The sequence below is a fragment of the Amycolatopsis acidiphila genome (genome assembly GCF_021391495.1).
In the GTDB taxonomy this organism is placed as follows: Bacteria; Actinomycetota; Actinomycetes; order Mycobacteriales; family Pseudonocardiaceae; genus Amycolatopsis_E; species Amycolatopsis_E acidiphila.
The window spans coordinates 2,132,822-2,154,350 of sequence record NZ_CP090063.1 but is presented as its reverse complement, the minus strand read 5'-3'; the positions used below and the strand labels follow the sequence as shown (position 1 = coordinate 2,154,350).

19 protein-coding genes and 1 pseudogene are annotated in these 21,529 nt (G+C 71.2%); 12 read left to right on the top strand and 8 right to left on the bottom strand.

Annotated features, from left to right (window positions below; genetic code table 11):
- Positions 1–432, top strand: coding sequence for a toxin-antitoxin system YwqK family antitoxin (locus LWP59_RS10600; protein WP_144646105.1), 432 nt, complete (start codon positions 1–3; stop codon positions 430–432).
- A gap of 440 nt (positions 433–872) precedes the next feature.
- On the opposite strand, the gene LWP59_RS10595 is transcribed toward LWP59_RS10600, so the two are convergent.
- The gene (locus LWP59_RS10595) at positions 873–2,132 is read right to left on the bottom strand and encodes an IS701 family transposase (protein WP_233921981.1); all 1,260 of its coding nucleotides are present in this window, start codon (positions 2,130–2,132) and stop codon (positions 873–875) included.
- 146 nt (positions 2,133–2,278) lie between these two features.
- A complete protein-coding gene (gene asnB / locus LWP59_RS10590) occupies positions 2,279–3,784 on the bottom strand; it encodes an asparagine synthase (glutamine-hydrolyzing) (RefSeq protein ID WP_144642379.1) in 1,506 nt (501 codons plus the stop codon).
- Positions 3,785–3,862: 78 nt separating this feature from the next.
- Here asnB and LWP59_RS10585 point away from each other — a divergent pair, with 78 nt between their 5' ends.
- The 6 genes and pseudogenes from LWP59_RS10585 (at position 3,863) to LWP59_RS10560 (ending at position 8,648) form a co-directional block, all read left to right on the top strand.
- Entirely contained in the window at positions 3,863–4,615 is a 753-nt protein-coding gene (locus LWP59_RS10585; RefSeq protein WP_144642378.1) for an IclR family transcriptional regulator, read from the top strand.
- A 245-nt stretch (positions 4,616–4,860) separates the two neighbouring features.
- A pseudogene (locus tag LWP59_RS10580) lies at positions 4,861–5,247 on the top strand (DUF2000 domain-containing protein); the annotation flags it as partial.
- A gap of 122 nt (positions 5,248–5,369) precedes the next feature.
- The gene (locus LWP59_RS10575; RefSeq protein ID WP_186383390.1) at positions 5,370–6,191 is read left to right on the top strand and encodes a class I SAM-dependent methyltransferase; all 822 of its coding nucleotides are present in this window, start codon (positions 5,370–5,372) and stop codon (positions 6,189–6,191) included.
- A 31-nt stretch (positions 6,192–6,222) separates the two neighbouring features.
- Positions 6,223–6,567 (top strand): MmcQ/YjbR family DNA-binding protein, encoded by a 345-nt coding sequence (locus tag LWP59_RS10570; RefSeq protein ID WP_144642376.1) that lies wholly within the window; start codon positions 6,223–6,225, stop codon positions 6,565–6,567.
- Between the two features lie 70 nt (positions 6,568–6,637).
- Positions 6,638–7,228, top strand: a complete 591-nt coding sequence (locus tag LWP59_RS10565) for a TetR/AcrR family transcriptional regulator (protein WP_144642375.1) — start codon at positions 6,638–6,640, stop codon at positions 7,226–7,228.
- Positions 7,203–8,648, top strand: coding sequence for a nitrilase-related carbon-nitrogen hydrolase (locus LWP59_RS10560; RefSeq protein WP_144642374.1), 1,446 nt, complete (start codon positions 7,203–7,205; stop codon positions 8,646–8,648). The genes LWP59_RS10565 and LWP59_RS10560 overlap by 26 nt, the downstream gene beginning before the upstream one ends.
- A 13-nt stretch (positions 8,649–8,661) precedes the next feature.
- Here the strand turns inward: LWP59_RS10560 and LWP59_RS10555 are convergent, their stop codons facing one another.
- Positions 8,662–9,066, bottom strand: a complete 405-nt coding sequence (locus LWP59_RS10555; protein WP_144642373.1) for an arsenate reductase ArsC — start codon at positions 9,064–9,066, stop codon at positions 8,662–8,664.
- Positions 9,067–9,132: 66 nt separating this feature from the next.
- On the opposite strand from LWP59_RS10555, the gene LWP59_RS10550 reads away from it, so the two are divergent.
- A complete protein-coding gene (locus tag LWP59_RS10550) occupies positions 9,133–9,432 on the top strand; it encodes an ArsR/SmtB family transcription factor (RefSeq protein ID WP_144642372.1) in 300 nt (99 codons plus the stop codon).
- The gene (arsB, locus tag LWP59_RS10545) at positions 9,429–10,592 is read left to right on the top strand and encodes an ACR3 family arsenite efflux transporter (protein WP_308431682.1); all 1,164 of its coding nucleotides are present in this window, start codon (positions 9,429–9,431) and stop codon (positions 10,590–10,592) included. Before LWP59_RS10550 ends, arsB begins: the two co-directional genes overlap by 4 nt.
- Here arsB and LWP59_RS10540 read toward each other — a convergent pair.
- Positions 10,493–11,704, bottom strand: coding sequence for an MFS transporter (locus LWP59_RS10540; protein ID WP_144642371.1), 1,212 nt, complete (start codon positions 11,702–11,704; stop codon positions 10,493–10,495). The genes arsB and LWP59_RS10540 overlap by 100 nt on opposite strands.
- Before the next feature lie 8 nt (positions 11,705–11,712).
- The gene (locus LWP59_RS10535) at positions 11,713–13,032 is read right to left on the bottom strand and encodes an FAD-dependent oxidoreductase (RefSeq protein WP_144642370.1); all 1,320 of its coding nucleotides are present in this window, start codon (positions 13,030–13,032) and stop codon (positions 11,713–11,715) included.
- A 101-nt stretch (positions 13,033–13,133) separates the two neighbouring features.
- On the opposite strand from LWP59_RS10535, the gene LWP59_RS10530 reads away from it, so the two are divergent.
- Positions 13,134–13,973, top strand: a complete 840-nt coding sequence (locus tag LWP59_RS10530) for a helix-turn-helix domain-containing GNAT family N-acetyltransferase (protein WP_144642369.1) — start codon at positions 13,134–13,136, stop codon at positions 13,971–13,973.
- Here the strand turns inward: LWP59_RS10530 and LWP59_RS10525 are convergent.
- On the bottom strand, positions 13,970–15,952 hold the full coding sequence (locus tag LWP59_RS10525; protein ID WP_144642368.1) for an NPCBM/NEW2 domain-containing protein: 1,983 nt from the start codon (positions 15,950–15,952) through the stop codon (positions 13,970–13,972). The two genes, LWP59_RS10530 and LWP59_RS10525, sit on opposite strands and share 4 nt — an antisense overlap.
- A 128-nt stretch (positions 15,953–16,080) precedes the next feature.
- Here LWP59_RS10525 and ggt point away from each other — a divergent pair, with 128 nt between their 5' ends.
- Positions 16,081–17,919, top strand: coding sequence for a gamma-glutamyltransferase (ggt, locus tag LWP59_RS10520; protein WP_144642367.1), 1,839 nt, complete (start codon positions 16,081–16,083; stop codon positions 17,917–17,919).
- Between the two features lie 46 nt (positions 17,920–17,965).
- On the opposite strand, the gene LWP59_RS10515 is transcribed toward ggt, so the two are convergent.
- Both LWP59_RS10515 and LWP59_RS10510 read right to left on the bottom strand, forming a co-directional pair.
- Complete coding sequence (locus LWP59_RS10515) at positions 17,966–19,342, bottom strand: MFS transporter (RefSeq protein ID WP_144642366.1); 1,377 nt, start codon at positions 19,340–19,342, stop codon at positions 17,966–17,968.
- Between the two features lie 165 nt (positions 19,343–19,507).
- Positions 19,508–19,783 (bottom strand): IclR family transcriptional regulator, encoded by a 276-nt coding sequence (locus LWP59_RS10510; protein ID WP_144642365.1) that lies wholly within the window; start codon positions 19,781–19,783, stop codon positions 19,508–19,510.
- Between the two features lie 276 nt (positions 19,784–20,059).
- Here LWP59_RS10510 and LWP59_RS10505 point away from each other — a divergent pair, with 276 nt between their 5' ends.
- A complete protein-coding gene (locus LWP59_RS10505; protein ID WP_144642364.1) occupies positions 20,060–21,517 on the top strand; it encodes a phospholipase D-like domain-containing protein in 1,458 nt (485 codons plus the stop codon).
- Positions 21,518–21,529 lie beyond the last annotated feature (12 nt).

The window sequence follows — 21,529 nt, the reverse complement described above, 5'->3', positions numbered from 1 at the left end:
GTGGACTCTGCGGAAGGCTCGGTGATGAGGGTGCCCGACTCGGAGCTGGAGTACGACGAGGAGCTGATCTACCGGTGGCGCGGCGAACTGTTCACGGGTGTCGGCTACGACGATGGGTCGCCATCGGGCTTGTCCGAAGTGTGCTACCGCCACGGTATGCAAGAAGGCCCGGCCCGCGACTGGTATCCGTCAGGAGTGCTTAAGGGGGAGTCATACTTTAGGGAAAACGTCCAGCACGGTGTAACTCGAGAGTACACTGAGGGTGGCGAGGTTGAATCTGAGGCTGTCTACGAGTACGGGATCTTGCTGAGCAAGTCGGAGCGCGGCGAAGATGGCGAGTTCCGGCAAGTCTACAGGCTGGCCGATGGCAGTCCGAATCGTCGGCTTCTTCAACGCTTTCGCGAGGAAAAGGGCTGGCCTGAGATCGGTTGAGACTCGGGCGAGAGTGCTCACCTAGCGACACGCGGCTGGACCACAACCGAGGCTGCCTCTTGTATCGCATCAGGTACCGATGAGATAAGCAGTAACTCCGGAAGCAGTCCGAGGCTGATGTCCGGTTTTCACACGAATTCTATGGGGCAATCCTGGGGCGCTGCGGTGCGTCCCACGACGTGCAACGGCAGTGAACTGCACTGGACGACGATGTTTCTCCTGCGGTTTCCCCGTTCGTGCAGGAAGACGGGGTGTTCGAATCTCGTTGGCAGTGAAGGGGTCAGAAATGGCATGCTCGACGCGAAGGAGCCGGAGCGAGAGTGGAGCGGGGACTGTTCCGCAGATGGTTTGAACGTGCTTGAGTCGAGCCCAACATGCGTGTGGTGAGCACTGGTTTCTCTGTTTCCGCTGGCTAGTACTCCAGCCGTAGATCGTGATGTTCATGGTTCTTGGGTGGATTGCCGCTGGTAGTGGGCCTGTCGGGCTCGGTGTTGATGCTGTCGGCGCCAGGCTGAGAAGCGTAGGTGGTGCGTGGTGCCTGTGATCAGCGTGGTGGTGATCGTGGCGAACAGGTGTTGGACTTCGTTGCAGGTCAAGGAAATCCAGCGGGTGGATGTTGGTGTTTGGGTGGGTTCGGTCGCGGCGAGGACGGTGAGGAACGCGTGCGCGAGCGTCGCCAGAACGGTCCAGCGATGCCATGAGAGCCAGCGGCGGACCTGGTGCTGGTCCAGGCCTGCCAGACCTTTGCCGGTTTGAACGGATTCTTCGACACGCCAGCGGGTTCCAGCCACGCGAACCAGAACGGGCAACGCGACGGGGGTGGGCGCGTAGCAGCGGTAGAACGCCAACTCTCTGGTGCGGCGGTTGCGTCGGATCAGCAGCCATCGATGCCCGCCCACCTCGGCATCCTGATCAATGTCGACCAAAGCCCAGTCGTAGAAGCGGTGTCCCTTCGCCCCGGTACCGGCCGACAGGCGTTGCCACACATGTTTCGGTAGTCGGGTGGCCAACTCGTCCGGGCGGAACGTCCCCGCTCCGGTAGTGACGCGGCGGTCGCATCCGATGGCCAGCACATAGCCGACGCCACGGCGCTCCAGTTCCGCGCGCAGCGTGGGGTCGGCGCCGTAGACCTCGTCGCCGGTCACCCACGGCGCATCAACTCCGGCATCGAGGGCTCGGGCGATCATGGTGGTGGCCAGGGCGGGTTTGGTCGCGAACTGCATGTTCTCGCTGATCCCAGCCGCGGCGCAGCGTTCGCGGTCGCTCGTCCAGGACTTCGGCAGATACAAGGCCCGGTCGATAAACGCGTGCCCGGCCGTCGTGGCATACGTCAGATACACCGCGACCTGCGAGTTCTCGATCCGACCGGCGGTTCCGGTGTATTGACGTTGCACCCCAACGGTGCGCGTGCCCTTCTTCAAGTCTCCGGTCTCATCGACGATCAGGACTGCGTTCTGGCTGCCGAGGTGGTCGCAGACGTAGTCGCGCAGGTCGTCACGCACCGCGTCGGCATCCCACACCGCCCGCGCGAGCAGGTGCTGCAGGCCGTCTGGTGTCGCGTCTCCGACATGCTCGGCGATGGTCCAACAGTTCTTCCGCGGCAGCTCAGACACCAGACCCAGCAACAGTTTCTCCGCCCGACGACGGGGCTCGACCCGGCTGAAACGGCCCGCGATCCGCGCGGTCAGCTCATCGAACATCGCCTGCCAGCGAGCAGGGTTTATGCTGCGGCCCGCGGCCGCCAGCCGATCTTGGGAAGTCCACACAACCGACCATGATCAACTGGCGGCCGCACCCATCTCCGACACCCCCTCACCAGCACCGATCACGAAGTCCGGCTGGAGTACTAGGCGAGGGCGAACCGGGTCAGGACCGAGTGCGGCCTGATCTCCGGCAGCGCGCGGCGGAACGCGCGGTAGTACGCCAGCTCCTCCTTGGACCTGACCTGCGTGTCGGTGTCGGCGCGGGCCACGGCGAGGTCGTCATCGCTCACCTGCCGTTCCCAGTACGGGGTCAGCAGGTCCTGGGCGCCGCTGCCGGTGCCGAACTCCAGTTTGCGCCGCCAGAGCACCGAATCGGGAAGCCATCCGGTGAACGCACGGCGCAGGTGGCTCTTCTCGATGCCGTCCTCGCCGAGGAGCTTCACCTCGTCGGGCAACGACATCGCGTGCGTGACCACGGCGGTGTCGAGGAAGGGCACGCGGGCCTCGAGACCGTGTGCCATCGTCACGCGGTCGCAGCGCTGGAGGTTGAGGCCGTGCAGCAGGCCCACGGTGCGCTCCAGCTCCCGCCGGAGCTCTCCCGGCGCGGGGTGCTGCTCGTGGTAGTAGCCGTAGCCCGCGAAGAGCTCGTCGGCCCCTTCGCCGGTCAGCACGGCCTTGACGTGGCGTGCGGCCAGCTCGGCTAGGAACCAGTTCGGCACGGCGCTGCGGATCAGCCCCGCGTCGTACGACTCGACGGAGGCGATCACGTCCTCCAGCGCGTCGATGGCCTGCGCCGCATCGAAGACCGCCTCGTGGTGCTCGGTGCCGAGGAACTCCGCGGCCTCACGCGCCGCCGCGAGGTCCGGGGACCCCGTGGTGCCGACCGAAAAGGTCTTCAGGCGCGCGCCGCGCCTGGCGTACTCGTCCGCGGCGACCGCGGCGACGATGCTCGAGTCGAGGCCCCCGGAGAGGAAGACGCCGACCTCGACGTCGGCCATGAGGTGCCGCCGGATGGAGTCGACGAGCACGTCGCGAGTCCGCTGCTCGACGGCGTCAGCGCGGACCTCGGCCGGCGTCACGGCCTCGGCGAACCGGACCAAACCGTCCTCCGGGGTCCACCAGCAGCCCGGCGGGAACGCTGCCACGGCGTGCTGGACGTCGAGCGAGAAGGCGCGCATCTCGGAGGCGAACAGGTGCGTGTCGCCCACCTTCGCCCAGTACAGCGGCTTGATGCCGAGGCGGTCGCGGGCGGCGATGAACCGGCCGTCCGGCGTCGCCGCGCACAGCGCCCACATGCCCTGCAGGCGATCGAGCGCGCGCGGGCCGTGCAGCGCGAGGAGGGCGAGGGCGGACTCGTTGTCGGATCCCGTGCCGAACCGGAACCCGGACAGGCTTTCCCGCAGCTGGGCGTCGTTGTAGATCTCACCGTTGCACACCATCGCCCAGCCACGCGGGCCCTCGAGCGGCTGTGCTCCGTCCTCGAGCCCGACGATGGAAAGCCGGTTGTGCCCCAGCCAGGTCCGCTCCCCGACGAGGGTCTGCCCGCTGTCGTCCGGTCCACGATGGACGATCCGGCTCAGCATCTCCCGTCCCGTCTCGACGAGTTCGGGCCCGGTGGACTGGGAGTACCACGCGACGATTCCGCACATGATCCCCACGTTAGGCACGCCCGTGGGCGCTCGGCAACGCGAGTTGCGCTCCGCGCACGCAGCACGGACGATGGCCGGATGGCCAACGACAGCCTCACGAGCGTCCACCGCGCGCTGAACGTGCTCACGGCACTGGGTTCCGGCCCGCTCGGCGTGCAGGCCGTCGCCGAGGAGCTCGGCACGGAGAAGACGCAGATCTCCCGCACGCTGAAGGTCCTCGCCTCGGAAGGGTTCGTCGAGCGCGACCCGCGGACCCTCGAGTACAGCCTCGGCTGGCGCATCTTCGCGCTCGCCGCCGCCGGCACGGACAGCAGGCTGCGCCGCAATGCCGCGAAAGCCCTACGGGGCCTCACACGCGAGCTGGGAGAGCCGGCGTACCTCACCGTCCGCGAAGGCAGCGCGGCACTGACCGTGCTGAGCGAGCAGTCCGGCCGCGGCATCCAGGCTCACGAGTGGATCGGCCGGGCTTCACCGCTGAACTGCACGTCCAGTGGCCGCGCCCTCTTGCTGGGCCTGGAAGCCGATGAGGTCACCGACATCCTGTCCGGATGCCCGACGCCGTGGCCGGGAATCGGGAAGGCGCCGCGCACTGTCGCCGCCGTGCTGAAACGGCTGCGCCAGGAGCAACGGACCGGCTACGTCGTGTCCGCCGAGGAGTACGAGGTGGGGCTCACCGCCGTGGCTGCCCCGATCCTCGGCTTCCAGGGCACCCCGGTCGCGGCGGTGAACGTCTCGATGCCTTCGTTCCGGCTGACGCCGGACGGGCTGCAGCGGGTGATCGCCGCCGTCACGGCTGCTGCCGCGGGTCTGTCGAGCAACCGCGACACCTGACCGGGGGCGCGCTCAGGCGGTCAGCGCCGGGTTGTGCGGAGACGGGTTGACGCCGCCGGAGTGGATCGGAAGCGAGTACGCGGCGACGATCCGGTCGGGGTGGAAGCGCACCCGGCGGCCGGTGCCGCCGTCGTCGCCGGGCGAACCGGGCGTGATCCATTCCAGCTGGGCGCTGCCGGTCAGCTGTAGCGTCTCCCCCGTCGTGAAATCAGCCCACCCGCGCCGCCCGCCTCAAAGGGGTCGTCGTCGTCAACGAGGCGCTCGCACCGGGGCTGGCGGCGAACGCCGCCGTCTGCGTCGCGGCGGCAACCGGCGAAGCGGTGCCGGGCCTGCTCGGCCCGGACGGCAAGGACTCCGGCGGAGGGCTCCACCCGGGACTGCCCTGGGCCGGTTGCACGGTCCTCGCCGCCTCGGCCGAGCAGCTGGCCGAGCTGCGCGCCAAGGCCGCCGGCTCCGACGGGATGTTCGTGGCCGACATGCCCGGCCTGGCCCAGCGGACCCGGGTCTACGACGAGTACCTGGAACGGCTCGGCGAGGTCGCGGACACCGAGACCGACTACTACGCGGTCGGGCTCATCGGCCCCCGCAACCGCATCGACAAGCTGACCAGGAAGCTGTCGCTGCTGTCCTGAGCGCTGCCTGATCCTCGGCTGCCTCGCGGCGCGGTCGGTCGCGCATCAGCTGTGCGCGAAATCGTGGTGCAGGGTCTCCCCGCTCGGCCTTCCGCCGAGGACCGTGGTCCTACTGTGGCCGCATGCCCGCATCGCCGAAGCGAACGCAACGGTCCGCACCCGAGCCGCACGAACTCCGGAAGACAGCCCAGTCGTTCGGCGTGGACGCCGCGCGTTACGACCGCACCCGGCCGCCCTATCCCGATGCGCTCGTGGACCGGATCGCCGCGACCGGGTCCGACGTCGTCGACGTCGGTTGCGGCACCGGCATCGCGGCCCGGCAGTTCCAGGCGGCGGGCTGCACGGTGCTCGGCGTCGAGCCCGACGCGCGGATGGCCGACTTCGCGCGCCACACCGGGGTCGATGTCGAGGTCGCCACGTTCGAAGCCTGGGACCCGGCCGGACGGACCTTCGACGCCGTCGTCGCCGGCACGGCCTGGCACTGGGTCGACCCGGTCGCCGGAGCGGCCAAGGCGGCGCGGGTGCTGCGGCCCGGCGGCCGGCTCGCGCCCTTCCACCACGTGTTCCAGACCCCGTCCAAGGTGCTGGAAGCCCTCGCCACGAGCTACCGGCGGGTGGCGCCGGACTCGCCGTTCGACGCGCGCCGGTTGCTGGGGTCCGCGCTCGACACCTACCAGCCGCTGTTCACCAGGATCGCCGACGGGATCCGCGAGGTCGGCGGGTTGGGCGAGCCGGAGCAATGGCGGTTCGACTGGGAGCGCGTCTACACCCGGGACGAGTGGCTGGACCAGCTGCCCACCCTCGGCGCCAACACCCAGCTGCCGCCGGCCTCGATGGCGGAGATCCTGGACGGCGTCGGCGCGGCCGTCGACGCGATGGGCGGCAGCTTCACGATGCGCTACACCACCGTGGCCGTGACCGCGCTGCGAACCACGGCCTCCTGACCCGCCCCGGCGAGGTCCTAGGCTGTGCGACGTGAGTGCGCACAGCGGCGAGTTCCAGCGCATGGTCGACACGCTTGCCGATGTCCGGCGCGCGGAGGGCGGCGAGTACACCTCGTTCAGCGTGCGCGGCAAGCGGTTCGGCTACTACTGGCCGCGCACCCAGACCGTCGGCCTGAAGCAGACACTGTCCGAGCAGCAGGCGCTCGTCGCCGAGCGGCCGCACGTCTTCGAGGAGCAGTTCACCGCCGGCGGCTTCGGCTGGGTGGTGGTCCACCTGGCCGAGATCGAGGTCGACGAGCTGTCCGAGCTGGTGTACGAAGCCTGGCGGCTGTCCGCACCCGAAGAGCTCGCCGCCCAGCTGCCGTTCCCCTGGTAGCCGGTCACCGGTAAAAGACCCTCCACACCACGGCGTGTACAACGTACACGCGCAGGTGTACGTTGTACACATGGCGGAGCGGGGAACGGCGGAGCGGATCGCGGAGGCGGCGTTGGCGATCCTGCTCGGCGAAGGGGCGCAGGCGGTGACGATGCGGCGGGTGGCCGCGGATGCCGGGGTGACCACAATGGCCACTTACCGGCACTACCCGAACCGGGAGGCGTTGCTGCGCGCCGTGGTCGACGCCGCCTTCGCGGAGCTGGGCAAGGACTGGGGGAAACGGGCCCAGGAGCTCGACTTCGGGACCCGCTTCTACGGTCTGCTGAACGACTTCCTGGATTTCGCGCTCGGCAAGCCGAACCTCTACACGTTCCTGGTCACCGACCGGCGCGAGGGCGTCCGGCGGTTCCCCGAGGACTTCCGCGCCGGGCGGTCCCCCGCCTTCACCCCGGTGATCGACGTCGTCGAGCAGGGCATGCGTGAGGGCGCGCTCCGCCGCGACGACCCGCTCGAGGCCGCGCTCGCGATCACCACCCCCGTGATGGGCCTGGTGCAGCTCTACCTCGGCGGCCGGATGGACATGTCCGAAAAGGACTTCCGCGCCTTGTGCAGGCGAACTGTGGGGAGGGTTCTCGATGGAACGGCTGGGGACGACACGTGATCACCGCCTGCTGACGGCGGCCGCGCTGGTCAGCTCGGCGGTGCTGGGCTACCTGGGCACCGGGCTCGCCCCGGTCGCCGCGCTGACCTGGCTCGCGCCACTGCCGGTGCTGCTGCTCGCGCCGCGCGTGCGGGTGGGCACCGCGCTGGCCGTCGCGTTCGGCGCGTGCCTGCTCGGCACGGCCAACAGCTGGGGGTTCCAGCTCCACTCCCATGACGAGCCGATGGTCCCGGTCGGCCTGGTGATCAACCTCGGCACCTCGCTGACGTTCGTGGCCACCGTGTGGGTCTTCCGCGCACTCGCTGTCCGCGGCCGCACGCCGCTGGCCGCCATCGCCGCACCGGCAGCGTGGACCGGGATGTTCTACGTCGTCTCGATCGCGAACCCGCAGGGGTTGATGGGCACGTTCGCCAACGACCAGGGCGACGTGCCGCTGGTGCTGCAGGTCGCCGCCGTGGGCGGGATGTGGGCGGTGGAGTTCATGGTGATGTTCGCGCCGTGCACGGTCGCGGCGCTGCTCTCCCCCGGTGTGTCCACAATGGTCCGTCTGCGCACCGCGACCGTTGCCGTGGTGGTGTTCGTGGCAGCACTGGGTTTCGGTGCGCTGCGCCTGGCCGGCACCGGTGGCGCTCCCCAGCGGGTCGCCGCCATCGCGCCCGACCGGTATGCGTGGGCGCCCGCGGTCACCGACGGCCTGGTGGCCGACTACGTCCACGAGATCGAGAACCTGCCGGACGGGGTGCGCACCGTGGTGCTGCCGGAGGGCGCGTTCGGCTCCGGCGAGGCCGAGCCCGCCGTGCTCGTGCGGCCGATGCGCCAGGCCGCCCGGGCGCGAGGCGTCGACATCGTGCTCGGGCTCATCCAGACCGGGGGCCGCGGCCCCGCCAACCTCGCCCTGCTCTTCCCCGCGGACGGCGGCGATCCCTTGCGGTACCTCAAACAGCACGATCTCGTCAGCGCGCACGGGCACGAGCTGGTCTTCTCGCCCACGACCAGGACGGGCGTCGAGATCTGCGCCGACCTCGACTTCGCCCGGCCGAGCCGCGACTACGGCGCGGCGGGCAGCACGCTGCTCGCGATCCCCGCTTCGGACAACGACGAGAACGGCTGGCAGCACAACCGGACCGCGCTGCTGCGTGGCGTGGAGAACGGGATACCCGTGGCGTGGTCGGACCAGAACGGGACGCTGCTGATCTCCGACGGCTGGGGCCGGGTGCTCGCCCAGGCGCACACGGGCGGACCCGCGCGGTTCAGCACCGTCACCGCCGACGTCACCGGCCCGGGCACCACGGTCTACAGCCGCCTCGGCGACTGGTTCGCCTGGCTCTGCCTCGTCGTCGCAGTCGGCGGCCTGGTCGCCTGCCTGCCCATCGCACGCAGGCAGGCGTCAGGCGCGAAACCCGTCGAGCGGGCCGAGTAGCCGGCGCAGCGGATCAGCTGTCGAGCAGTTCGGCGAGCAGTTCCCGGACCCGGCGGTCGATCTCGTCCCGGACCGGACGGACCGCCTCGACCGGCTTGCCTGCCGGGTCGTCGAGCCGCCAGTCCAGATAGCGCTTGCCGGGGAAGACCGGGCAGGCGTCGCCGCAGCCCATGGTGATCACCACATCCGAGGCCCTGACGTCCTCGGTGGACAGTCTGGTGGGGATCTCCGCGGTGATGTCCAGGCCCCATTCGGCCATGGCCTGCGCGGCAGCCGGGTTCACCTGCTCCGCGGGCTCCGACCCCGCGGACCGGACGGCCACCCGGCCGAGAGCGTGGTGCCGCAGCAGGGCAGCCGCCATCTGCGACCGGCCGGCGTTGTGCACGCAGACGAACAGGACCTCGGGCAGGTCGGGCACGGGAACTCCTCGGGTCGAAACGGCAGGCTGTCATATCAGTCCGGCCTGACGTATCATCGCACACTGATGTCACTCGATACTGATGCGTTGCGCGTGCTCGCCGACCCGTTGCGGGCACAGATCCTGGAGCTGCTGGCCGGCGAGGCCCTGTGCACCTGCCACCTCGTCGAAGCCACCGGCGCCAAGCAGACCAACATCTCCAACCACCTGCGTCAGCTCCGCGACGCCGGCCTCGTGCAGACCGAGCCCTGCGGCCGCTACACCTACTACCGGCTGCGTGCCGACGCGGTGCAGGACGCCGCCGACTCCCTGGCCGCCCTCGCCGCCCGGGCGCGGCTGAACCCCACCTCCAGGAGGCCCTGTTGAACCGGCCGGACGTCGACGAGGCCGCGGTACCGCACCGCCTGTCGTTCGTCGACCGGTTCCTGCCACTGTGGATCGGTGCGGCGATGATCGCCGGGGTACTGCTGGGCAGGTTCGTCCCGGGCCTGCAGCGGGTGCTCGACGCGGTGCGGGTCGGCGACGTCTCGCTGCCGATCGCACTGGGTCTGCTGCTGATGATGTACCCCGTGCTGGCCAAGGTGCGCTACGACCGGCTGGACACCGTGGCCCGCGACCGGCGCATGATGGTCTCGTCGCTGGTCCTGAACTGGGTCATCGGCCCGGCTCTGATGTTCGCGCTGGCCTGGCTGCTGCTGCCGGACCTGCCGGAGTACCGCACCGGCCTGATCATCGTCGGGCTCGCCCGCTGCATCGCCATGGTCGTCATCTGGAACGACCTCGCCTGCGGTGACCGGGAGGCGGCCGCTGTCCTCGTCGCGCTCAACTCGGTGTTCCAGGTGATCGCGTTCGGCGTGCTCGGCTGGTTCTACCTCGAGGCGCTGCCCGACTGGCTCGGCCTGGACACGACGACGCTGGACGTTTCCGTCTGGGGTATCGCGAAGAGCGTGCTGATCTTCCTCGGCATCCCGCTGCTGGCCGGCTACCTCTCGCGCCGGCTGGGCGAGAAGGCGCGCGGACGGCACTGGTACGAAGGCGAGTTCCTGCCCAAGGTGGGCCCGATCGCGTTGTACGGGCTGCTGTTCACCATCGTGGTCCTGTTCGCCCTGCAGGGCGAGACCATCACCTCGCGCCCGCTGGACGTCGCGCGGATCGCGTTGCCGCTGCTGGCCTACTTCGCGATCATGTGGGCGGGCGGCTACGGCCTCGGCAAGGCCATCGGCCTGAACTACGCCCGCACCACCACGCTGGCGTTCACCGCGGCGGGCAACAACTTCGAGCTGGCCATCGCCGTGGCGATCGGCGTGTTCGGGGTGACCTCGGGCCAGGCGCTGGCCGGGGTGGTCGGCCCGCTGATCGAGGTCCCGGTCCTGGTGGCGCTGGTCTACGTCAGCCTGTGGTTGCGCAAACGCTGGCCGCGCGCAGCTCAGGCACTGTCCTTTCCGGACGGTACCGGCCGGGTGGCCGGCGCGAGCAGTGCGGCGGCGGCGCCCAGCGACGCCAGCAACAGGAAGGTGTGCGGGTAGCCACCGAGGCCGCCCGCGATCGCGGCACCCGCCCAGGGCGCCAGTGACATCATGGTCGTGAGCGGCGCCGAGAGCAGGCCCGTCAGGCGGCCGTAGTGGGTGGCACCCCAGCGGTCGGTGACGGCGGTGGCCTGCAACAGGGTGAACACCCCACGCGCCATCCCGGCCACCACCGCGGCGGCGACGAGCGCCGGGGTCGCCGTGATCAGGCCGAGCACGCCGGTGGTGACCGCGACCGCCGCCACGATGAGCGCGGTGCGCACGTGCGCGCTCGTGCGGCGGACCAGGGTGGTGTAGCCGAGCCGGCCCAGCACCTGCCCGGCACCGCCGAGTCCTAATGCGACAGCCGCCAAGCCGGGCGACAGCCCCCGTTCGGTGAGCAACGGCACGAGGTTGACCACGACCGCGTAGGCGGTGAACGCGGCCACGCTGAGCGTCACGACCAGTAGTACGAACGGCCGGGACCGGGCCACCCGGCCCGGGTCGCGGTGTTCGGCGGGCCGCGCGTGGTCGTGCGGCTCGGGATCCGGCCAGGCGCCCCGTAGACCCCACAGGTGACCGGGAATCGTGAGCACGGCGAGGATCCCGGCGAGCACGAGGTAGGTGTGCCGCCAGTCCAGGTGCGCGTCGAGCAACGCGGTGAGCGGCGCGAAGACTGTGGACGCGAGACCGCCGGCGAGGGTGAGCACGGTGAGGGCGGAGATCCGGCGGGGCCCGTACCAGCGGGTCAGCGCGGCGAACGCGGGCGGGTACAGGGTGGCGCCCATGGCCAGGCCCATCAGCAGCCACGCCGTGAAGAACCACCCGAGGTTCCGCGCCGTCGCCAGCGCCACCACGGCCGGGACCGCGAGGACCGAACCGCCCGTCATCAGCCACCGCGGGCCGCGGCGGTCCAGCCACCGCCCGATCGGGATCCCCGCCAGCGCCGCGGTGAGCTGGCCGACGGAGAACCCCGCGGTCACGGTCGCCGCCGACCAGCCGGTCGTGTGCGTGATCTCGCCGGCCAGCACGGGAAAGGCGTAGTAGAGCACGCCCCAGCTGGTGATCTCGGTGACGCACAACGCCGCGAGCACCCGGCGCAGCCCGGGCTGCGCCACCGTCTGCACCCCCATCAGCGGCCTCAGCGAGGAGGCGACAGGGAGATCAGCCGCGGCTCCGCCGGCGCGCCACAGCACCCGCCGGCCGACGCGCCCCCCTCTGGCTCGTCGAACAGCCCGGCACCACCGCACACCCCGGTCTCGGCCGGCGGGAGTTCCACCCGCTCCGCGGCTTCGTGGTCGCCCGCCAGCGCGGCGGCGATCGAGCGGACCTGCTCGTAGCCGGTCCTCGCGAGGAACGTCGGGGCACGGCCGTAGCTCTTCATCCCGGCCAGGAACACGTTCGGCTCCGGATGCGCGAGCTCCTTCACCCCGTGCGGGTAGACGGTGCCGCAGGAGTGCACGTTCGGGTCGATCAGCGGCGCCAGCGCCACCGGCGCCTGCAAAGTCGCGTCCAGGTCCAGCCGCAGCTCGGAAAGCCAGGAGAGGTCGGGCCGGAACCCGGTCACGGCCACGACCTCGTCCACGCCGTCCACCCGGTGCCCCTGCGGCGAGGTCAGCACCAGGCGTCCCTCGTCGTCGCGGGAGACCGTCTCGGTGCGGAACCCGGTCACCACCCTGACGAGGCCCGCTGCCACGGCGTCTCTGGCACGCAAGCCGAGCGCGCCACGGGCCGGGAGCTGGTCGGCTTCGCCACCGCCGAAGGTGTTCCCGACCGCGCCGCGGCGCAGGATCCAGCTGGTCTGCCCCGCGACACCCGACAAGGCGACCAACGCGGTCAGCGCCGAGTGCCCGCTGCCGGCGACGACCACGTGCTTGCCCGCATAGCGGGCCCGCACCGCCGCGTCCGCCAGGTTCGGGATGCGATAGGCGATTCGGTCGGCGGCGGCCTTCTCCCCCGGCGCCGGCAGGCCGTCCCCGCCGAGCGGGTTGGGCTCGGGCCAGGTGCCGGAGGCATCGACGACGGCGCGTGCGGTGGTCAGCTCCTCACCCCCGCCGGCCCGGCGCACGTGCACGGTCAGCGGTTCGGTGTCCCGGCCGTGGTCCACCACCCGGTCCCGGCCGCGGCGCGCGACGCCCACGACCTCGGCGCCGAAGCGCACCCGTTCCCCCAATGCGGCGGCGAGCGGCTCCAGGTAGCGCGCCACCCAGTCCTGCCCGGTCGGATATGCCGCCGGGTCGGGGCGCTGCCAGCCCGTCGCCGCGAGCAGCCGCCCGGCAGCCGGGCCCACCAGCTCCGACCACGACGAGAACAACCGCACGTGGTTCCACTCCGCCACGGCGGCCCCGGCCCGCGGACCACGCTCGAGCACCAGCGCCGGCAGCCCACGTTCGGCCAGCTCCGCCGCGGCGGCCAGACCGACCGGCCCCGCCCCCACCACGACCACGGGTAGCTCGTCCATCCCGGCCCCTTCCATCGATCCAGTTCGATTGAACTGAACGAGACTCTATCGACCGACATCGATTGACACAACCATCGATTCCTGTCGATACACTGGCGGCCATGACGACCGCGACACCCGAGGCCCGGGTCCTGCCGGACACCGACGCCGCCACCTACGCGGACTGGTTCGCCTGCCTGGCCGAGCCGACCCGGGTGCGGCTGCTGCACGCCGTCGCGACCGCGCCACGCGGGATGACCGTCGGCGCGCTCGCCGAGTTCCTCGGCATCAGCCAGTCCACCTGCTCGCACCACGTGCGCAAGCTGGCCGACGTCGGGTTCGTGCGGGTGCACAAGGAACGCACGGCGACGCTGGTCACGATCAACGCGGCCTGCTGCGCCGGGCTCCCCCACGCCGCCGACGCCGTGATGGGCCTCCTCGCGCCGCGTCCGTGCTGCCCCGAGGACGTCCCCACGGACGTCACGGTGCGCGCGTTGCGGGACGAGGACTGGGCCGCGGTGCGACGGATCTACGGCGAGGGCATCGCCACCGGCATCGCGACCTTCGAGACCGCCGTGCCCAGCCGGGCGTCACTGGACGCGAAGTGGCTGCCCGGCCACCGCTGGGTCGCCGAGCTCGACGGCGAGGTGGTCGGCTGGGCGGCGGCCACGCCGGTCTCGGCGCGGGACTGCTACGCCGGCGTGGCCGAGACCTCGATCTACGTGGCCGACGGCCACCGCGGCCGCGGGATCGGAAAAGCGTTGATCCGCAAGCAGGTCATGGCCGCTGACGAGGACGGCCTCTGGACGCTGCAGACCTCGATCTTCACCGGGAACCGCGCCGGCATCGGCCTGCACCACGCCGCGGGCTTCCGCACGGTCGGCATCCGCGAACGCATCGCCCAGCTGAACGGCACCTGGCACGACACGGTTTTCGTCGAACGCCGCACCGCCGTTGGCTAGCAGCTCGCCCGCATCCCCGCCCAGTCCGCGTGATCGGCGAAGTTGCCGTCGCCACCGCTGTGGTTGACCAGCTTCAGCTCGCGCACACCCCGCACGTCCAGCCGCGCCTGTGCCGGATGGTCGCCCGCGCGCAGCAGACCGCTGTCGAACAGCAGACGCCCGTCGCCGTAGACGAGGAAGCGGGCGGTGCCCTTGACGTTCTGTGGCCCCGGCCAGGTCATGCCGAGCACCTCGTCGTCGATCCCCGCCGTGGTCTCGAAGGTGCGGCAACGGCCGCCGAGGTAGTAACCGACCTGAGCGGACGCGTACGTGCCCAGCCCGGTCGTGTACTGCTCGCCGTCGAGGGTGAGCGGGCCGCCCTGGCAGTCGCCGCAGAAGTCGTCCGGCCCGAACGAGTGGTCCACCTTCATCGGCAGGTACCAGCCGTTGTCCGTCTGCAGGCGCGGCTGCCCGGACAGTGCGACGTTCCCGTCGGGCGGCGCGGGCGGCACGACGACCTGGGCCTGTGAACGATAGGTGACGCCGCCTCCCTCGGCGGTGAGGCCGAACGCCGCGTCCGACGCGCCGGGCGGCGCGGTGACCTCGAACCGCGCCGTCACCGGATGCCCGGCCACGGTGACCGGCACGTCCTGCCGCAGCCGGGTGACCTGCCAGCCCGCGGGCGCGTCGAGCCCGACCCGGTCCACCCGGACCGGGACGAACCCCTCGTTCCGCACCGACACCGTGACCGGAGTCGGCCGTCCGCCTTCGACGAAACCGGTGTCGGTGGACACGGTGACCTGTGGCGCGCTTCGGGCCTGGTCGGCGGACACCCGGAACAGCACCACGCCGTGCGGCGGCACCAGCGCCGAGATGCCGCCGGCGCTCTGCGTGTCGCGGTGCTCCCACAGATCACGCAGGTCGTAACCGGCCGCCGGGCGCAGTCCCACCTCTCGCGCGTCCGTGCGGATCTCCGCACTGGTCGCGCCCCGGTTGAACAGGGCCACGGCGACGTCGCCCCCGGCCAGCGGGCGGCTCCACACCTCGCGATCGCCGTCGCTGCGCACCCGGTCGCCCGGGACGCCCAGGGGGTCCTGGTCGACGGCGACGACCTCACGGTTGCCGAGCAGGTCGACCGTCGCCTGGTCGGCGGTGCGCACGTCGTTGCCCATCAGCAGCGGCGCGGCCAGCACCGACCACAGGCTCAGGTGCGCCCGGTACTCCTCCGTGTTCATCCCGCCGTTGCCGACCTGCAGCATGTCCGGGTCGTTCCAGCCCACGCCGCGACCTGCCTTCGTGGCCAGCCCGGCCTCTTCCTCGGTGTTGCGCAGCAGGGAAGACCACTGGTCGTCGATGTCGGCGGAGGTGCGCCACAGGTCCGCGGGATGAGTGGGCCACGTCCACGGGTTTCCGTGGCGGGACACGCCGAGCACCATCGTGCGACCGGTCGCGTCCAGTGCCGCGCGGAACTGCGTCGCCAGCTGGTACGGGTCGCCCTGCGCGCCGCACCAGTCGAACTTCACGTAGTCGACGCCCCAGGCCGCGAAGTCGCGGGCGTCCTGCTGGTAGTGCCCGCCGCTGGCCGGTCGCCCCTGGCACGTCTTGTCCCCGGCCGCGGTGTAGATGCCGAACCGCAGGCCGCGGGCGTGCACGTACTCGGCCAACGCCGCCATACCGCCCGGGAACGTCATCGGGTCGGCCTGCAGGTGCCCGGCCGTGTCCCGGCTGCCGGCCTCCCAGCAGTCGTCGACGTTGACGTACCGGTAGCCCGCGTCGCGAAGCCCGGTGCGGACCAGCGCGTCCGCGGTCTCGCGGATGACCGCTTCGGTGACCCCGCAGCCGAACTTGTTCCAGTCGTTCCAGCCCATCGGGGGCGCTGTCAGCCGGCTGCCGCTGCTGGAGCCGGCCACGGGTACCGCCGAGGCCACCGGGGCGAATCCCAGGACGAGCACGAGCGTGCTGAGCACGATGCCGCCCCATCGCGCGAATCGAACAACCATGAGCTAAATCTAAACATCAATCCAACACAAACAAAAGGGAACGAACACAGTTCACCGCACCCGGTCTTGACACCCGGCGAGGGACGAGGAGTAGAACGAGAGACGTTGCCCGCGCCGGAAGGAATCGGATGCGCATCCGCTCGCGTTTTTCCGCCGCCACGTTGACCGTGACGGCCGCCCTGCTCGGCTCCCTTCTCACCGCGCTTCCGGCGACCGCCGCCCCGTCGCTCGGCACGGTCGCGGTGGGCACCGGAGGCGCCGTCGTCTCCGACACGCCCCAGGCGACCAACGCCGGTCTCGCGGTCCTGCGTGCGGGCGGCACCGCCGCCGACGCCGCGGTGGCCGTCGCGGCGACCCTGGGCGTCACCGACCCTTACGTGGCCGGCATCGGCGGTGGCGGGTACCTCGTGTACTACGACGCGCGGACGCACCGGGTGAGCACCATCGACGGCCGGGAGACGACGCCGGCGAGCGCGGAGCCGGACCTGTTCCTCGACCCCGCCACCGGCAAGCCGTTGTCGTTCCCCACCGCCGTGACCAGCGGGCTGTCCGTCGGCGTGCCCGGCACCCTGATGACCTGGCAGCAGGCGCTGTCCCGGTGGGGCCGCTTCCGGCTGGCCGATGTCCTGCGCCCGGCGGAACAGATCGCGGACCAGGGCTTCCCGGTGACGGCGACATTGCGGGAGCAGACCCGCGAAAACGCCGGCCGGTTCGCGCAGTTCGGCTCCACCAGCGCGTTGTTCCTGCCGGGCGGGCAGCTGCCCGAGGTCGGCTCCACCATGCGCAACCCCGATCTGGCGGCGACCTACCGGCAGCTCGGGCGCGAAGGGGCCGACGCACTCTACGGCGGGTCGATCGGCGCCGACGTGGTGCGAACCGTGCACAACCTGCCGCTCGCGCCCGGCGCGACACTGCAGCCGCGGCCGGGCCTGATGCAGCTGCCGGATCTCGCCGCGTACCGCGCGCCGTTCGTCGCGCCCACGCACGTCGACTACCGCGGCTACGACGTCTACGGGATGGCGCCCTCGTCCAGCGGCGGCACGACCGTCGGCGAGTCGCTGAACATCCTGGGCAACTTCGACCTGGCCGGGATGAGCAGGGTGCAGGCGCTGCACCACTATCTCGAAGCCACCCGGCTGGCCTTCGCCGACCGCAACCGTTACGTGGGCGACTCCGCGTACACCCCGGTGCCGCTGGCGCAGCTGCTCTCGCCGCAGTTCGGGCGGCAACGAGCCTGCCTGATCGATCCCGCTCACGCGTCGACCAGTCCCGTCGCGCCGGGCAACCCCTTCGCCGGCTCGGGCGGTTGCAGCCCGGCGCAGCCGACGGAGGCGCGGCAGCCCGACGAGGGCACCCAGACGAACCATTTCGTCGTCACCGACCGGTGGGGCAACGTCGCGTCCTACACCAACACCATCGAGGAGCTGGGCGGCAGCGGGATCGTGGTGCCCCACCGAGGGTTCCTGCTGAACAACGAGCTGACCGACTTCGACTTCACCCCGCTGCAGGCGGGTGTGCCCGACCCGAACCTGCCCGCCGGCGGCAAGCGGCCGCGGTCGAGCATGTCGCCGACGATCGTGCTGCGCGGCGGCGAGCCGTGGCTGGCGCTCGGCTCGCCGGGTGGGGCGACGATCATCACCACGGTGCTGCAGATCCTGCTCGACCGGATCGACTTCGGGATGTCCCTGCCCGAGGCGATCGCCGCACCCCGCGCCTCGCAGCGCAACGCGGCCACGACACAGGTGGAACCGGCCTTCCTCGCCGACCCGGCCGCCGCTGGCCTGCAGCAGCTCGGGCAGCGCTTCGCGGTCAGTTCGACCTCCCCCCTCGACCCGACGATCACCATCCCGCCGGACATCGGGGTGGCCGCGGGCCTGGAGTTCCTGGGCCACGGCCAGGTCCTCGCCGCGGGCGAACCGACCCGCCGGGGCGGCACGGCGGCAGGAGTCGTCGCGCCACGCCGGTGAGCCGCCGGGCTGTCGGCCATCTGCGGCACGCGCATCCCGGACGGCGTCACCGCCCCGCGGCCGCCGTCGATCCGCTCGCGGTGTTCACCACCTCGAGGACGCGCCCGGTGGTGCGCGGGCCCAGCAGCGCGACATCCAGTGCCACCACGGCCATCGCGATCGCGACCACGGTGAACAGCGTTCCGGCGCCCGCGGAGTTGAGCAGGGGCAGGAGCACGAACGGCATCAGCCCGCTGGCGAGGCGGGACAGCGAGTAGGTCCCGCTGGTGGCCGTGCCGCGCAGCGCGGTCGGGAAGATCTCGGCCTGGTAGATGTGATAGGCGTTGGAGAAGAAGTTGCTGGCCGCCGTGTAGAGGAAGCCGAAGGCGACGATGAGCCAGGTGTCCGCGGCGAGGCCGAACCCGAGCCCGAAGACGGCCATCACGATCGCGGACCCGATCACCAGGAACTTGCGCTCGACCCGTTCGACGAACGGCAGGGACAGCGCCGAGCCGACCGGGTAGCCGATGTAGGTCAGCGCGGTGAACGTCAGCGACTGCACGACCGGGAACCCCTTGGCCACCAGGACGATCGGCACGAGCGTGCCGAACCCGTAGTAGCCGAGGGTCTGCAGGATGTGGAACACGGTCATCATCAGCGTCCGGCGACGGTAGGGCGGCACGAAGAGGTTGGCCAGCCGCCCGGTCTCGGTCTCGGTGACCTGCTGCGGGGCGGGCTCGGGCAGTTCGCCCGCCTGCTGCTCGAAGCTCGCGACCACCGCTTCGGCCTCGCGGGTACGGCCGACCGACTCCAGCCAGCGCGGTGACTCCGGCAGCCCGGTCCGCAGTGCGAAGACGATCAGCGCACCGAGCGCACCGATCACGAACATCCAGCGCCAGCCCGCGAAACCCAGTGGTGCGGCGGGAACCAGCCAGCGGCCGAGGAACCCGGCGGCGGGCACCCCCAGGAACGCGAGGGTGTAGGCCCAGGCCGTGTACCGGCCGCGGTGCCGCGGCGGCAGCAGGTCGCCGAGGTAGGTGTCGGACACGGGCGGCTCGGCGCCGATGCCCACCCCGGCGACGAACCGGGCGATCACCAGCATCACCGGTCCCGTGCTGAACGCGCCCAGCAGCGAGAACAGCGAGTAGGTGCCGAGGCTGAGCAGGAACGCGCGACGGCGGCCCAGCCGGTCCGCCACCCGGCCCATGCCCAGCGCGCCGACGAACATGCCCAGGAACGCCGAGGCGAGCAGCAGGGCCAGCGAGGACTTGCCGAGGTGGAAGTCCTTCTGCAGCACGCTGCCGAGCACGCCGGCCAGGAAGATCTCGTACAGGTCGAAGAACAGGCCGAGCCCGATCGCGACGGTCGCCAGCCGGTGGCGGCGGGTGATCGGCAGCCGGTCCATCCGCGCCGCGATGGCCGCGGAGTTGCTCGCAGTCGTCATCGACCGCCCCTTCGACTCGCGGGAGGAATCTCAGATGTTGAGAAACTGCTCCTGATTGCTGAGATGATCCCGAGAAGGGTAACTCCGCTCCCCAACGGCGACAAGCGACCGCCCACGACGAAACGGGCGTGGCTACCGGTGCGGCGTTCTCGCACCGAGCCCGAGTCAGGACCGGGAGCCGCGCAGCCAGGCCCAGCTGCGCCGGATCTCCTCGGCGGCGTCGCGGACCAGCACGCGGTAGCGCTCGAGGGCCTCTGGCGTGAAGTGGTCGCGCGGGCCGCAGATGCTGATGGAGCCGACGCCGGTGATCGTCCGGTCCGTCAGCGGCGGCAGCGGCTGTGCCAGCAGCGCGTCCTGGCGGTCCGCGGGCCGGGAGGCGCTGTAGGCCCGCAGCCCGCTCAGCGGGCCGTCCTGTTCCACCATCTTCGTGTATGCGGTCATGATCTCCGCGGTCTCGCAGTGCAGCGAGAGCGACAGGTGCGGCGCGACGGCCGCTGGACCGGACCAGCTACGAACCGGTGCCCGAATGGATCACCGGCATGGGCATCAGCACCACCTTCGAGGGCTGACCGGCCGTCGCGCCGAGACGACCCGCCAAGCGGCATCGTGCGTCCACTGTGGACCGGAGCCGATCTGGACGCCCGGTCCTGACGAGCACACCGGCGCCGCGTGGCACGTTGCGCGGCGGACCGGGCCGATCTGTAGTCACATAGACGGGTGAAGACTTTTCGCTCACTCGTGGACAAGCTGGACGAACAGGTCGGCAACGGGCTGGAAAACGTTCTCTGCGCCCGCCACCAGCGCAGACTGCACAGGCTCGGCTGGGGCGAGGTGCTCGAACCCGACGGCGCCGGAGACCGGTTCGGCGGCCGGGCCGAGGTGCGCCGCGGCAACCGCGTCGAGGTGCTCGTCGACGGGGAGGAGGCGCTGCCCGCGATCCAGGCCGCGATCCGGAACGCCACCTCGCACGTGCACATCGCCAACTGGCACGCGAGCCCGGACTTTCGGCTCACCCGCGAGCCCGGCGCGCCCACGCTGCGTGAGCTGCTCGCCACCACCGCGGACCGCGGCGTCGACGTCCGGCTGCTGCTGTGGGCGGGCCCGCCGGTACCGGCGTTCCAGCCGACCCGCGGGCTGGTGCGCTCGGAGCAGCGGAAGTTCACCGAGAACACCGCCGTGCGCTGTGTCCTCGACGCCCGCGAGCGCACTCTGCACTGCCACCACGAGAAACTGGTGATCGTCGACGACACGGTCGCGTTCGTCGGCGGGGTGGACTTCACCGCGCTGGAGGGCGACCGGCACGACAGCCCCGAACACCCGCCGGACCGGCCGATCGGCTGGCACGACCTGATGACGCGACTCGACGGCCCGGTGGTCGCCGACGTCGCCGAGCACTTCCGCCAGCGGTGGACGGAGGTGGCGGGCGAGGACCTGGCGAAACCGGACGTCCCCGAGCCCGCGGGCAGCAGCGACGTGCAGCTGCTGCGCACGGTCCCCGACAAGACCTACGGCTTCGCCCCCCGAGGCGAGTTCACGATCCTCGACGGCTACCTGCGCGCGCTGCGCTCGGCGCGGCGGCTGATCTACCTGGAGAACCAGTTCCTGTGGTCGCCGGAGATCGCCGAGATCCTGATCGACAAGCTGTGCGACCCGCCGGACGACCGCTTCCGCGTGGTCCTGCTGCTGCCCCGCAAGCCGAGCAACGGCGCCGACACCACCCGCGGCCAGCTGGGCAGGCTGCTCGGCGCCGACGACGGCAACCGCCGCCTGCTCGCGGCGACGATCAGCACCCACGACGGCGAGTCCGCCGCGCCGGTGTACGTGCACGCGAAACTCGGCATCGTGGACGACGAGTGGATGACGATCGGCTCCGCGAACCTCAACGAGCACTCGCTGTTCAACGACACCGAGGTCAACGTGGCGACCGGCGACCGGGAGCTGATCCGCGCGACGCGGCTGCGCCTGTGGGCCGAACACCTGCGGCGCCCGGAGCCGGAGCTGGACACCGATCCCGCGGACGTCGTCGACGAGCTGTGGCGCCCGATCGCCGAGGAGCAGGCGGACCGCGAGCGCCGCGGCGAGCGCCGGACGCACCGGCTCGTGCTGCTGCCGGGCGTCTCCCGGCGCGCCGAACGGCTGCAGGGCCCGCTGCGCGGTCTGTTGGTGGACGGCTGACAGGCACGGGTC

Coding starts and splice junctions, on each gene's coding strand:
- LWP59_RS10595 (WP_233921981.1), bottom strand. CDS start 2,132: ATGTTCGATGAGCTGACCGCGCGGATCGCGGGCCGTTTCAGCCGGGTC.
- LWP59_RS10560 (WP_144642374.1), top strand. CDS start 7,203: ATGGAACGGCTGGGGACGACACGTGATCACCGCCTGCTGACGGCGGCC.
- LWP59_RS10540 (WP_144642371.1), bottom strand. CDS start 11,704: ATGGGGGTGCAGACGGTGGCGCAGCCCGGGCTGCGCCGGGTGCTCGCG.
- LWP59_RS10565 (WP_144642375.1), top strand. CDS start 6,638: ATGGCGGAGCGGGGAACGGCGGAGCGGATCGCGGAGGCGGCGTTGGCG.
- LWP59_RS10550 (WP_144642372.1), top strand. CDS start 9,133: ATGTCACTCGATACTGATGCGTTGCGCGTGCTCGCCGACCCGTTGCGG.
- ggt (WP_144642367.1), top strand. CDS start 16,081: ATGCGCATCCGCTCGCGTTTTTCCGCCGCCACGTTGACCGTGACGGCC.
- LWP59_RS10535 (WP_144642370.1), bottom strand. CDS start 13,032: ATGGACGAGCTACCCGTGGTCGTGGTGGGGGCGGGGCCGGTCGGTCTG.
- LWP59_RS10575 (WP_186383390.1), top strand. CDS start 5,370: ATGCCCGCATCGCCGAAGCGAACGCAACGGTCCGCACCCGAGCCGCAC.
- LWP59_RS10585 (WP_144642378.1), top strand. CDS start 3,863: ATGGCCAACGACAGCCTCACGAGCGTCCACCGCGCGCTGAACGTGCTC.
- LWP59_RS10530 (WP_144642369.1), top strand. CDS start 13,134: ATGACGACCGCGACACCCGAGGCCCGGGTCCTGCCGGACACCGACGCC.
- LWP59_RS10515 (WP_144642366.1), bottom strand. CDS start 19,342: ATGACGACTGCGAGCAACTCCGCGGCCATCGCGGCGCGGATGGACCGG.
- asnB (WP_144642379.1), bottom strand. CDS start 3,784: ATGTGCGGAATCGTCGCGTGGTACTCCCAGTCCACCGGGCCCGAACTC.
- LWP59_RS10510 (WP_144642365.1), bottom strand. CDS start 19,783: ATGACCGCATACACGAAGATGGTGGAACAGGACGGCCCGCTGAGCGGG.
- LWP59_RS10525 (WP_144642368.1), bottom strand. CDS start 15,952: ATGGTTGTTCGATTCGCGCGATGGGGCGGCATCGTGCTCAGCACGCTC.